This is a genomic window from Chitinophagaceae bacterium, assembly GCA_030053935.1.
In the GTDB taxonomy this organism is placed as follows: Bacteria; Bacteroidota; Bacteroidia; order Cytophagales; family JASGCU01; genus JASGCU01.
In genome coordinates this window covers 1-13,726 of record JASGCU010000064.1, presented here as the reverse complement: position 1 = coordinate 13,726, position 13,726 = coordinate 1, and the positions used below count along the sequence as shown (strand labels likewise).

Here is a 13,726-nt window from a genome sequence, read left to right as displayed (position 1 = left end):
TTTTTTATTTACAAAAATGATTCAAAAAAATACTATCATTTTATGTTAGGTAGTTTGAATACTTATTCATTTGACTCATTTTCATGTGTCCATTGGATGATAGATTTTTTAATTTTTTGGGATGTTTTTAAGATTTGTTATATTTCAATTATAATAAAATTTGTATACAAACGTGGTGAAACTATACATATATTATTTTATTTTAAAATCTAATCGGGTTAGTCCTTGTTTTACTTCGGGTGCAGACATAAAAAGATTCCAGAGCAGGGCTGTTCTATAATTTTCTATCATTACTATGATAGGACCTTGGTCTATTGCTAAAAAAGAGGAAGCATACCAATTTTCATTTGTATTAAAGGCATCTACAAATCCATATTCTTTCCATATTCTATTTTCCATTTTATAATAAAAAAAATGAAGGGCATCCATAGAATATTTTGGGGTATATGGAAAAGAAGAAAGAGCAGCAGTAGGAGTAATAACTCCCAAATCATTGGTGGGGTCATGGGCGGAATAACCATTTTGGTTATCGCTTGCGGTGAGACCCCAAGAATATGTATTATAACCTGCATTTTTTTTAGGGTTAGCAATACAGTATAATCTATTAATAAGGGTATGAGCGGTATTTTGTTCCCAATAGTTAGCGTATCTATCACTGAGATTTCGTGGATCTAAGCCAAGAAAAGAATAATGAGAAAAGAAGAGGGGACCGCCATAATCAAACCCTAAAGGGAGAGTAATGCCATAAAAATTTTTCCCATTTTTTATGGATCCGTTTTTAGCCCATCCTTGGTGATACACCTCGGGATTTATAGGATATGTTGGAGAACATGCTGCCATTATATAGGTAATGAGGGCTTCGTTATAGCCCGTGATTTTGAAATTCATTTCCCAGCCATAGTTTGGGGACCAATGCCAATAGAGGACATTTTCATTATTTTGTGTGTACCAATTCCATTCTATATTATTGAGCAGATTATTTATTCTTTTTTGGAGGGAGGATTCGTAAGAATCTTTGGAATGTAAATATTGTCGCAATGTTATCAATCCTTGTGCCATGTAAGAAGTTTCTACGAGATCGCCTCCATCATCTTTTTGACTAAAGGATACGACTTTTCCGGTGCTTCCATTTATCCAATGTGACCATGCTCCGTGAAATTTATCCGCTTTTTCTAAAAAGGTGAGTATTTTTTCTATATGTGCGAGTCCTTCTTTTCGGGTAATAAAGTTTCTTTCCATAGCCACAATAAAAGCCATTACTCCGAAACCACTTCCTCCGCTGGTGACTATGTCTTCTGAACCAAGGCGTTCTCTTGCCATTCCAGAAGAAGGATGGGCATAGTCATAAAAATATTTAAAAGTTTGCTTTTGAACTAAGGTGAGAAGTTCTTCATCGGTCATAGTTTTTTCATATAAAGTATCGGGAGCAGTATAAAAATAAACAGAATAGGAAGGAAATGATTCTCCATTTTGTCCGGTAATTTTATCAGAAATCCAAAAACTATAACGGGTATTTTGGGTAAGTGTTGTAGGAATAATATTTAAAATGGTATTATTTTTTTCTAATGTAATAGTCGGAGTAATAGCAGTACTGCTTGCTATTTGAAAATTTTGAGGAACAATTTTTTCTGGTAAGAGTGGTTTATTAAATTCTATTTTTATGGTTGGAAGCAGCGATGTGTTGATAATGCGTTCTGGTAGATTTTGTTGTTTTTCATCAAAAGAGAGAGAAAGAATAGAAAGGTTTATTTTTTGAGTGGTAAAAAAAAGAGATGTTTTAGTAAAATATTCTTTATCTTTTCCAAGGGAGGCGGACTCAATATTCAATTTATAGGAAGTATTATTATTGAGAGATTGTCCTTTTGGAATGCAGGAAATGGTTTTATTATTATCTAAAAAAGAGAAAGAAAGAGAGATTTTATTTGCTTTTGTGTCTTCTAAAGAAATCGCAGTAGTTATTTTTATACTATCCAAAGGGGATGAAAATCTCAAAAGTATGGAATTATTTATGGGGATTTGGGTATTTTTTGTAGAATCTAAAAGAGATAATTCATACGTTCCGATAGATGCTCCTATGAGGGTTATGCTATTAGGGTTTATTATATCGAGATTATTTTTTTTACACTGGGTGCAAAAAAAAAGTGGTACTGAGAAATATAAAAAAATATTGAATAGTTTCATAATAAGTTTTTTTTGAGTGGGGGGATAAAATAAAAAGCAGTGGTAATTTTTGTTACCACTGCATTGTTTAAAAAATTATTTTTCTGAGTCGTACATTAATTTTGCTTGATCTGCGGTTACTACAACTGTAAAGATTCTAATATTATCTAAGAGTCCTTTAAAGTGATTATTTGTGGTAACTGAGGCATCTGCCCAACTATCTGTAATAAATCTATCATTTTTAGCCTGTATGAAACCGAGGGCAAGGCGTTTTGCAGCATCTGTGGTTCCTCCTGCGTATTTTAATCCTGTAACTGTGAGTTTATCATCCCCAGCAGGCCAAAGATTAAAGTCATGTTGTTTTACTTTTTCTCCGTTTACATACATAGTTGCTAGTTTAGTAGATGATTCGTAAGTGCAAACTACATGAGCCCATGTGTTTTTGAATAGTTTTGTAACTCCTCCTTGGTTGTTAGAGTTGACATCTTTATTAAAAGTCCACCCTTGCCATCCTTTATCGGTTTGTTTCGTACCATCGGGGTTATATCCTGCAACATCTTTGGTAGATCCGCTACCGATCCACCAATTATCTTCTGATCCAGATGTTACTTTTGCTGTTGCACCATAGGCATATTGTGTGGCGAGTTTTACCCATGTCCAGTCACCAGCTATTTCAAATTGAAAACCATACCATCCAGCGATTCCGAGTACAAAATTACCATGAGTGTTTGTTCCATCACCTTTTACCCAAAAGCTGATAGTGAAGTCTTTCGTATTCATGAGTTGGTCAGCATTTGGTATATCTGCGTAAGATGTACTTCCATTAAAAGAAGCAGCTTTTCCCAATATATCATTTTTAGAAGCAGCAAGAGTAACATCTACTACAGAAGCTGGGTCTACGTTGTAACTTCCTACTTTATCCTTAGAGGCTGCCGAAATATCAGCACCTTCAAAATCCCAGAAAGCTACTACACCTGAAGGAGCAAAAGTTCCTGTGGTAGCAAATTTTCTGGTTATGGTAGGAAAAGTTCCTCCATCAGTTGTTTTTAAATTAGTAATACCGATGGTATAACCAGCTCCTGTAAAGAGATTTGCAAAGACGATACTCAGGGTACTCCCCGATACGCTCAGGCTTGTAGATATAGGTTTATCACCATAATCTATAACAGTGATGTTTGTACTGTTAACAGAACTTACATCAATGTCCTTATTAAAAGTAGCTGTTACTGTACCATTTACAGGTACGGTAGAAGCTGCGGTTACACCGTTCAGATCAAAACTACCTATGGTAATTGTGTTTAGAGCGGGGTCAATCACTACTTCTTTTTTACAGCTGCTTATATACAATGTTATCCCTGTTGTTATTACAACAACAAGAATACTCTTCCATAAAACATTTGTTTTTTGCATAAAATTAAAAAATAAAATTAAAAAATAAAATTAAAAAATTAAAAACCACTTCTTTTTGTATCAGGTTCAGTGTTATTTCCTGTAATTTCTTTCCACAGTAACAATTATGAGAGTTAATTATTATGTTCCATAATGATATTTCACGAAAATAAATAAAACACGGTATTTAAAACATTTATTTTTGATTTTATATCAATATATTTTTTTTGAATTTATTTTTTATTTACAAAAAAACGATTAAAATATTTACAAAAAAACGATTAAAATATTTACAAAAATCATTAAAAACAGTTTTTTAGTAAAAAAAAATAATTTTATTGCAAAAAACACTATTATTTTATGGGGGTGTTTTGAATGCTTCTTTCTTTGGTAGATTTTCAATATATCCATTGGATGATAGATTTTTTTAAATTCTTGTGTTTTTTTGTATGTGGGAGTATATATTTATTTGTATTAAAAAATAGTTAATAACCATCATTTTGTTTTAAAGTTCCTTGGGAAAGATCTATTTCTGTTTGTGGTATTGGAAGCACTTCATTTTTCTCTTTTACAAAGCCCAGGGGGCTGAGTATTTGTTCTGCCTTTCCTGTTCGTATGAGATCCCAAAATCTGTGTCCTTCTAATGCAAGTTCGTGTCTTCTTTCGTCAAGTATTATATCTCTCAGTTTAGTTTTATTTGTTTCTGTTATGTCTGGGAGTATATTCGGTTTATTTCCTCTAGCTCTTTTTCGTATCGTATTGAGATATTTTAATGCTTCGGCGGTTTTTCCATTTTCGTTAGAAGCTTCGGCTGCTATGAGTAAAATATCTGCATACCTCAATAGTCGGCGGTTGTATGCCCATGCGGTAATGGTATTGTTTCCTAATGTCCATACTTTTTGATTATAACATTCTATTTCTATCAATTTTCCGTTTGTATCATAAACGATGTCGGGAGTAGTCCCATCTCCGAGTATTTCTATACCATCTAGGATTTCGTGTAAAAAAATAATAGTAGCGTCCATTCGTGGATCGTTGGGTTCAAACGAATCTTTGAGTTCTAAAGAAGGTCTGTTAAATCCCCAACCTCTGTTAGGGGTTCCACGTACTCCTTGGTTATTAGAGTATTGGTCGCCTCCGTTTTCAAATCCTTCATTTCTTCTAGCGCCTATTTCAAAAATAGATTCTACACCATATTCTCCCTTTTCACTATTGGCATCGGAGAAATTTTCTTCTAAAGAATATTGTCCTGAAAGGATGACCTCAGTGGCATATTTTTCTGCATTTACGAAATCATTCTGGAAGAGATATACTTTTGCTAAAAAAGATTTTGCAGCACCTTTTGTTGCTCTTCCCATTTGATCTGGGGAAATGGCACTTTTTTCTGGGAGTGCCTCTAAAGACTGTTGAAAATCTTGTATTATTTGTTCATATATTTGTTTTTTAGGTGTTCTTGGGAGCTGAAGTGGGGCGGCAGTTGTGGTAACTAAAGGTACATCTCCCCAAGCTCTTACCATATCAAAGTAATATAATGCTCTTAAAAATTTTGCTTCTGCAATATATGTATTTTTAATTTTTTCGTCCATAGAAATATTGGGAATATTTTCTATGACTACATTTGCCTGCTTTATTCCTAAAAAAAGAGTTGTCCACCATCTGTCTAATCCATCCTGAGTAGTGGTTATGTTAAAAGTATTGTAAGGACCTACAGTAGCAAATTGGTCACCGGGATTGCTTCCTTTATAAGCATCATCAGACATAATATCTAAAATAGGATAGCCGCCCGAATGATAAAACCAATTTCTGAGAGTACTGTAGGTAGCATTCACTGCGAGCAATGCGTCAGAGCTTGATTTAGGAAAAGAAGCTTGCGTGAGTTCTCCCTGTGGTTTTATATCTAAAAAACTGGAACATTTTATGAATATAATAGTTATAAAAATAACACTGATTTTGATTCTATATTTTTTCATGTTGAGTATAGTTATATTTAAAATCTTACATTAAAACCTGTTGAATAGATGGCTGATATTGGATAAACTCCGTTATCTATCCCATTTGATAATACGTCTGAGGTAGCGAATTCGGGTGAATATCCTGTAAAACTACTAAAAGTATAGAGATTTGTTACTTTTATGTAAAATCTTATTTGTTCCATTCGTATTTTTTTTAAAATATTTTCAGGTAAAGTATACCCTAAAGATATATTACGTATCCTTAAAAAAGAACCGTCTTGGATAAACTTATCAGAAGGAGTATAATTATACCCACCTAGAGATGCCCTCGGTTCTGAATTAGTGCTATTTTCTCCTGTCCATCGGTTTATGACGTGTTTTTCAAAATTGTATGGATCGGGGCGTACTACTTCTTTTCCATTAAATATTTTATTTCCGTATTGTCCCTGAAAATCTATATTGAAATCAAAATTTTTAAAGTTGAGTTCTGTGTTAAAACCATAAATAAATGACGGGATAGGGGAACCGAGGTAAATTCTGTCCGCATCGGTTATTTTTTTATCTTCATTTGTATCTACAAATATAAGATCTCCCACATTCGCCTGAGAACTGTGGGGGTAGGCGTTTAATTGGGCTTGATTTTGAAATATTCCATTTGTTTGATACCCATAAAAAGCCCCTATGGGTAACCCTGGTTTACTCAAAGTAACGGGAATTCCATTTCCTAAAAATCCCCCTATAAGTGTAGGGTCTCCTCCGTTATTTCCTATAACAGTAATGACTTTGTTAGAAATGGTGGATCCTAAAAATCCTATTTTATATTGCAGTGTAGATATTTTATTTCTGTAAGAAATATTCCATTCAATGCCTGAATTAAGAACTTCTCCTGCATTATAAGTTACTTTTTGTCCTTGTCCATTTCCTATATATCCCGGGGAAAGGAGGTCTACTAAAATATCTTTGGTTGTTTTGTTATAGTAATCCAGTTCTCCGACCAGTTTATCTCCAAAGAATCCGAATTCTATACCTATATCTGTTTGATATGTTGTTTCCCATACTAAATTTGGATTTCCAGCTGTGCCATAAGTAGCACCTGGGTTGAGAGCTTCATTTATTCCAAAAACAGGATTCAATTCGTTTTGGATAAGGGAAAATTGTCTATTATAATTTATTTTTTCGTTTCCAATGGTTCCCCAACTTCCTCTTATTTTTAGTTGTGATAGTATTGTTTTTGAGGGACTCATGAAATATTCATTGAGCATATTCCATCCTAAAGCAACAGAAGGGAAGTTTGCATAACGATTATTTTGTGTAAACTTAGAACTTCCGTCTCTTCTGAAAGTGAAAGTAAAGAGATATCTATTGTCAAAGTTGTAGTTAATACGTCCGAGGTAAGAAATAAGAGCATAATTTTGATTGGGGTCTACCCCATTTACTAAATCATTGAGTGTATTAATGCTTTTGGTGGGGTCAACAATATAACTGGCTCTGATATACCAAAAATCAGTACTACTTCTCAATATATTTTCTCCATGAATGTTTAAAAATTCAGAAGAAGTTTCCTGCATAGTATATCCTACTAATATATCAAAATGATGTTTTTTAATTGTTTTATTATAGTTAAGGGTATTTTCCCATATCCATGTGAGGTTATTGCTGTATCCTTTGTACAAATCGCTATTCACATTCTGTTGTTGAGAAGCGGTTCCATCGGCATTATATACAGTATAATCGGGAGAGTATGTAGTACTTTTATTAGAACCATAATCTATCCCTATACTGGTTTTAAATTTTAATCCTTCTATAATATCTGCTTCTGCAAAAATATTTCCTACTGTTCTGAATCCTCTATTAAAATTATGAGAGTTGTATTCCAAATCTGCTAATGGATTTCCTACATTGGGAACTACTCCATAAGTACCGTCGTTATAATAAGGTTTCGCTATGGGTTGTGCGCGATAAGCACTGTATACTACATTCGGTGCTACTTGTTGTGTATAAGGAGAAATAGAAATATTGTTTCCTAATTTTATATGTTTGGTAAGTTTATATGTATTATTTATTTTTATGCTCAATCGTTGGTATTCAGAGTTTTTAACTATTCCTGCTTGATTATAATATCCTACACCAAAGTAATACTGCACACGTTCTGTGCTTCCAGTTACAGATATTTGATAATTTTGAAGGGGTGCTGTTCTAAAAATAAGATTTTGCCAATCGGTATTTGGTAGAAGTTCTAAATTATTATAGTTACCTACTTTTGCCTCGTTCAAAATAGTAGCGAACTCTTTTCCATTTAAAAGATCTATTTTTTTACTCAAATTTTGAGTACTATATTCAGATGTAATACTAAAAACCGGCTTTCTTTGTTCCGCTTTTCCTTGCTTGGTAGTAACAACAATAACACCATTTGCTCCACGTGAACCATAAATAGATGTAGCGGATGCGTCTTTAAGAACCTCTATAGATTGAATATCGGCTGAGTTCAAAAAATTTATATTATCTATAATAACACCATCTACCACATAAATAGGGGAAGAGTTATTAAATGTTCCTATCCCACGAACTCTCACTACTGCTGAGGCACCAGGTTGCCCCGAACTGTTCAAAATTTGTATACCAGGAACTTTCCCCTGAAGAGACTGCATGGGATCAAAAGAAGGAATTTTTACCAAATCCGATCCTTTTACAGAATAAACAGAACCTGTTAAATCACCCTTTCTCTGAACCCCATAACCTATAACTACCAATTCTTCTAACTCTCTCGTATCTTCTTCTAATTCTACATCTACATTTGTAGTTTCTTCTGTGAGAGTAATTATTTTCTTTTTATACCCCACAAAAGATATTTCTATATCTACAGGAAGAGTAGTTGTATGTTGTAACTCATACTTTCCCTCTACATCTGTAATCGTGCCTTCCCTCGTGCCTTTTATCAAGATAGATACACCCGGCAACCCTTCCTTACTTACTTTAGAAGTTATTTTCCCTTTGACACTCTTTGTCTGTGCATACGTTTGGGTAAAATGTATGAAAAACAATAATAATAAAATATACGTAATTAGTTTCTTATTCATTATTCTACTTTCTTATTTATTTTTATAGTAGTAACTGATATTGATACAAAAGTTCTTTGTTGAAAAGGAAAGAACATACTCATTCGCTAATGAAACAAAAATAATTTAAAAAAAAATATGTTGTTTATTACGGTATTTTCTTCTAAATTTATTAAAAAAAACGAATTTTTATCTATAAAATATTTTTTTACAAACAATACTTTATTTTGTAATACATAATTGTCATGTTTCCTAACGGTATTTCTCAAAAATAAATAAAACATGAATGAAAACATTTATTTTTGATTTTTATTTTCTTATATATTGCATTCTGCCGCTTGGCTGCTCCTTGCTAAAAATAATTGCTCCCCCAAGAATAGACAAAAAAGTGTCTCAAAAAGAGAGAGAGAGTCATTCTTAACAACAGGAATTGCGTTGATATAATGTATACCATCATCTTTTGTGAATTACTTTTTGGTATTTTTTACTAAAAAAAATAAAAGTAATATTTTATTGTAATTTTTATTATTTTTCAAATTATTTTCTAATTTTTTAATGGAATTAGTATATATGAAAAGTATCTATAAATGCATTCTTTCCAGGGAGAATTTTACTCCTTGTTTTACTAGTCTTCATCTATAGCTTCTACCAATATATCTTTTTTGGACTGGGTGTAACATTTAAGTACTCCAAAACCATTACTTGTATTCGTATTTACTAAGATGGGTTCTGCGTACGGATCTTTTTGAATTTTTATTTGGTTATTCGCATCTTTCACATACTGGTAAAAACTCTTATCTATATTTCGTACCACTACCGATACCTTGAGAGAATCCTTACTTATCCTGGGATCCGAAGCATAATGAAAAGGATATAATTGAACTTTGAATACTACCTCTATTACTCCATCTTTTGCATACTCCTCAGAAAGAAATATACTGCTTGTACCAATTTTATCAGCAAAATCTGTATTAGCGTCGCCATCCTGATTTGAATTTACAAAGTAGGTCCCACTATAATAAAAAATACTGTCGAACCATTGTATTATATTCCCATTTCTATCGAAATTACGCCTATTTCCATAAATGTATTTTCCTACTAATACTTCGTAGTAGTTTTCTCCCGGTAAATCCTGTATTTTCATGTGATACGCTAGATTAAATCCTGTTCCATTTAGATTGAGTTCATCTATTACTTTTGTATAGGATATTTCTTTTATGATAGGGGATTGGACCGGTACCGTTGCCTCTGCTGTTATGGGTTCATAGTCTGGATGGGTAACTTCTACTTTATACGTTGCTCCTGCTTTAGGATAGATAAAGGGAGTCATGTATAAATGGAGAGTATGCATAAATTCTACTTTGGTTCCATCCAGATGTATAAATATACTTTTCTTAGCAGGAGTAACATTTCCTAAAAATATATTATTTTCATATACTTTCACAGTTGCATTTTTAACCCAGAGCGTCTCATCAATGTCTTCAGGTGCATTATTCAGTATATTTTCGCTTTTTGTAAGTACTATAAAAAGAGGATTTTCTACACCAATAAAACCATTTAATACTATTTTTTGCGGGGTATCTATTATATCAATTTCTACTACTTGTGGTGTACATCTGAAGAAAATGATGGTACATCCTGCAAAAAAAATCCACTGTTGTATTTGTGTTAATATATATTGTGTTTTCATATAAAAAATAAGTAAAAATTTATTTAAAAGAAATAGAAAAATTAAAATAAGGAATGATGGGAAAGAGGCTGTGTTGTAAAAAATAGGGATTATTATCTGGGGTGTATTCGAGAGAAATATAAAAGGTATTTGCTCTGTTGTAGAGATTATAAGCTCCCACACTCCAAGTTCTTTCTCCCCATTTAAATTTTTTTGTGAAATTTATGTTTATATCCATCCTATGGAAAGATTGAATTCTATAACTATTGACAGATCCATAATAAAATAAGGAGTTTTTTGTGTCGTATTTGGTAAATAAGCCTGTAGAAGCTATGAGATCCGAGAATTCTGGAGTAGGTTGTACCCTTTCTACTAATGGATGGTATATAAGGTCATATTCACTTAATCCTGTTGTGTTTACTGTCTTATGATCCTGTGATTTTTCTTGTGGTAGGGTAATGGCATTCCCTGTGGAAAGTACCCAGGTAGCAGATATGTTGATACCTTTTTTAATTTGGTATTGTGCTACTACGCTTATATCGTGTCTTCTATCATAACGATAGGGAAATGGTTTTCCATTGTTCAGTTGTTCAAATACTCTCTCTGTTTTAGAAAGAGTGTATCCTATCCAACCGGTAAATTTTCCTTTCTTTTTTTGGATGAGAAACTCTATTCCATAGCTGGTGCTATTTCCTGCTAGTACTTTGTTTTCCCAGCTTTCAGTAAGTGCGATGTAAGAAGCCCCTGATTTATATTGTATCACATTATTCATTGTTTTGTAGTACGCCTCTATACTTGTTTCATACGTGTTATTTTTCCATTCTTTTACTATTCCGAGGGCGATCTGTTGTGATTCCTGAGGTTTTATTTTCTTTGTAGCAGGAACCCAGAGATCTGTGGGAAATTGCGCTCCCGAATTGGCAAGGAGATGTATGAACTGCACCATACTGGAATAAGATACTTTTGCGGCAGTTTGTAATGGAAAAAGGTACCTGATGCTGATTCGGGGTTGAATACTTTTATAAAAGGTCTGATCTACCAAAAATCCTGATGTATGTATTCCTATATTAGCTCTCCATCGCCGGGTTATTTTATAATCATCTTCTACATAGAAAGCAAACTCCATAGCAGATATTTGACTGTTACCCGTAGTGGTATCTTTTTTGAAAGAAGAACTCTGCGAGGCAACCCCAGGGCGAAAGGTATGGTGGGTAACATTTCCCCCTGTACGAAAAGAATGATGTGTATTGGGATCCCATTCAAACTCTGTTTTTAAACCAAGGTCCTGTATCCCCGAAGAGTATTCGGTGCGACTATAACTGTTATCAATATAGGTAGTATTTTCAGAAACAATAGTTTGTTTAGCCATAGAACTAAAATTATATTCGCTATAAGTAAAGGTGAGGTTATGAAAAAGTTTAGGGGTTAGAACCGTATTCCAACGTAGAACAGCTGTGATATTTCCCCAGCTTATTTCGTTTTCTGAATCTGAATTATAAGAGACATATATCGTAGAATCTTGTTTCTCAGAATTTTTTACTTTGAGTGTAGATATTCGATTGATTTTATTTCCTGAAAAAAAATAATCTCTTCCCATATAAAAACTGGCATAGATCCTATTTTTAGGGGAAAATATGTAATTTATTTTTGCGTTTATATCATAAAAGTAATAATTGAAAGCATTTGAACCGAGAATTGGCTTTAAAATCAGATCTATATAAGTTCTTCGGGCAGATACGATGAAAGAGCTTTTATTTTTTTTTATGGGACCTTCTACTGTTACTTTTGCAGCAACCAGTCCGATGGTACTGCTGACGTTAAATTTATTCATATTCCCTTCTTTCATAGTCATATCTATCACAGAGGAGAGTCTTCCTCCATATCTGGCAGGGAATCCACCTTTTATAACTTCTACATTATTAATGGCATCGTCGTTAAAAACCGAAAAGAAACCGAAAAGATGGGACGCATTATAGACAGGGACTCCATCCAAGAGTATGAGATTTTGGTCTGGTCCGCCTCCCCGGACATATAAACCACTGGATCCTTCCCCTCCGTTTTTGATACCAGGCATCAACTGGAGTACCTTAAAAATATCTACCTCCCCTCCAAATCGGGGAAGAAGCTTTACCTGATCTATAGGAATAGATACTAAACCCATTTGTGTATTCTCCAGATGATCATATTCAGAATCTACCAATACTTCTTCTAAGACAGTACCCGATTCTAATAAAACACTCATCTTTTTATCTCCATCTAACAAAAAAGTGGTATCCATAGAATTATACCCCACATAAGAAAAAACTATTGTATATTTTCCCTCCGGTAAAGAAACTGAAAAGAATCCATACTTATTGGTTACATTCCCTAAAAACGTGTTTTTATCAAATACATTTGCTCCTATAAGATTCTCCCCTGTCCGCATATCCCTTATATATCCCGAAAGAGTATACTTCTTTTGAGAAAAACAAGGGAAGACCGACCCTATAAATAATAAAATGAATATATATCTAATCATATCATATTGTATTTTTATGGTGTAATAAAAAATTTATTATTATTGACATTTTTTTTTATAATAAGTGGTAAAAGAAGGAGTGCCTCTGTAAAAAAGGGAGTGTTTCTTTACTCTCACAAAAACACTCTCTTCTAATACCACCGATTCATAAAAGACAAAGCATATCTATTTCCTTTTCAGATCTAGTAGATATTTGTCCATTGCCTTATTTCGTATTGAAAATTATTACCTGGGTTTGCGGCTGCTTGATTGGGATCGTTTCCATCTACAAAAACAGGACCAGCTGAAGCTGTGTTATACAAAGAGATAATTATTTTTTATTTTCTGTAATTTATTAAAAATATTTTTTTTCAAAACATTTGTAATAAAAAAATGATATTTTTGATTTTTTTATGTTATTTTTGATTTTTTGTATAAAAATCAACAAAGGGTATGGATTGTAGTTATATTTTTTTGAGAAAGAACCAAGTAAAGAAATAAATACAGAAACAAAAAAAAAGAGAGCATCTCATCAATGCTCTCTTTTTCTATATGTTATTTTGCGAGATAGTATGTAAGCTTACCAGCACTATATGATGTTACTATCAAAGAATCGGTAGTTAATTTTACTAAATCACAATTACCAGTTCCACAGAGAGGAAGTTTTATTTGCTTTTCGTCTTTTTGAAAAGACCAAGTGGCTTTTGAAACTTGCTGTCCTTGTCCTCCTCCAGTATTACAGGGCTGAGGACCGTCCTCAGAAGTTAAAGTGCCGTCTTGTTGAAATTTAAGAATAACATCTTTCAAACAAGCATACACTGGATTATCAGGGTTTATTCTTTTTATTTTCCAACTTCCTATTATTAATTTGGTTTTCTCACTTAAAACCACGGGTTCGGGGTCTTTTTTACAGCTCCATAAAATCATTCCAACCACTGCAATTATTACTATTTTTTTATACATTTTATTTTTTTTACGATCTCTTAAAAAATATATCTATAAT

7 protein-coding genes are annotated in these 13,726 nt (G+C 33.0%); all 7 read right to left on the bottom strand.

What is annotated here, in order from left to right; translation table 11 throughout:
• Nucleotides 1-192: 192 nt before the first annotated feature.
• The 7 genes from QM536_07185 to QM536_07155 all read right to left on the bottom strand — a co-directional run bounded on the left by QM536_07185 (nt 193) and on the right by QM536_07155 (nt 13,686).
• Nucleotides 193-2,181, bottom strand: a complete 1,989-nt coding sequence (locus QM536_07185) for a glucoamylase family protein (protein MDI9356786.1) — start codon at nt 2,179-2,181, stop codon at nt 193-195.
• Between the two features lie 75 nt (nt 2,182-2,256).
• Nucleotides 2,257-3,570: an Ig-like domain-containing protein gene (locus QM536_07180; GenBank protein ID MDI9356785.1), complete on the bottom strand. Its 1,314-nt coding sequence runs from the start codon at nt 3,568-3,570 to the stop codon at nt 2,257-2,259.
• A gap of 464 nt (nt 3,571-4,034) precedes the next feature.
• Complete coding sequence (locus QM536_07175) at nt 4,035-5,519, bottom strand: RagB/SusD family nutrient uptake outer membrane protein (protein MDI9356784.1); 1,485 nt, start codon at nt 5,517-5,519, stop codon at nt 4,035-4,037.
• A 17-nt stretch (nt 5,520-5,536) separates the two neighbouring features.
• On the bottom strand, nt 5,537-8,578 hold the full coding sequence (locus QM536_07170) for a TonB-dependent receptor (GenBank protein ID MDI9356783.1): 3,042 nt from the start codon (nt 8,576-8,578) through the stop codon (nt 5,537-5,539).
• Nucleotides 8,579-9,182: 604 nt separating this feature from the next.
• Nucleotides 9,183-10,247 carry a DUF4249 domain-containing protein gene (locus QM536_07165; protein MDI9356782.1) on the bottom strand — a complete coding sequence of 355 codons (1,065 nt, stop codon included), beginning with the start codon at nt 10,245-10,247 and terminating at the stop codon, nt 9,183-9,185.
• A gap of 19 nt (nt 10,248-10,266) precedes the next feature.
• Nucleotides 10,267-12,744, bottom strand: a complete 2,478-nt coding sequence (locus tag QM536_07160; GenBank protein MDI9356781.1) for a TonB-dependent receptor — start codon at nt 12,742-12,744, stop codon at nt 10,267-10,269.
• A gap of 534 nt (nt 12,745-13,278) precedes the next feature.
• Nucleotides 13,279-13,686: a hypothetical protein gene (locus tag QM536_07155; GenBank protein MDI9356780.1), complete on the bottom strand. Its 408-nt coding sequence runs from the start codon at nt 13,684-13,686 to the stop codon at nt 13,279-13,281.
• Nucleotides 13,687-13,726: the final 40 nt, after the last annotated feature.

What these genes read in the sequence shown, in the direction of transcription:
- QM536_07185 (MDI9356786.1), bottom strand. Translation starts at nt 2,181, where the DNA reads ATGAAACTATTCAATATTTTTTTATATTTCTCAGTACCACTTTTTTTT.
- QM536_07180 (MDI9356785.1), bottom strand. Translation starts at nt 3,570, where the DNA reads ATGCAAAAAACAAATGTTTTATGGAAGAGTATTCTTGTTGTTGTAATA.
- QM536_07175 (MDI9356784.1), bottom strand. Translation starts at nt 5,519, where the DNA reads ATGAAAAAATATAGAATCAAAATCAGTGTTATTTTTATAACTATTATA.
- QM536_07170 (MDI9356783.1), bottom strand. Translation starts at nt 8,578, where the DNA reads ATGAATAAGAAACTAATTACGTATATTTTATTATTATTGTTTTTCATA.
- QM536_07165 (MDI9356782.1), bottom strand. Translation starts at nt 10,247, where the DNA reads ATGAAAACACAATATATATTAACACAAATACAACAGTGGATTTTTTTT.
- QM536_07160 (MDI9356781.1), bottom strand. Translation starts at nt 12,744, where the DNA reads ATGATTAGATATATATTCATTTTATTATTTATAGGGTCGGTCTTCCCT.
- QM536_07155 (MDI9356780.1), bottom strand. Translation starts at nt 13,686, where the DNA reads ATGTATAAAAAAATAGTAATAATTGCAGTGGTTGGAATGATTTTATGG.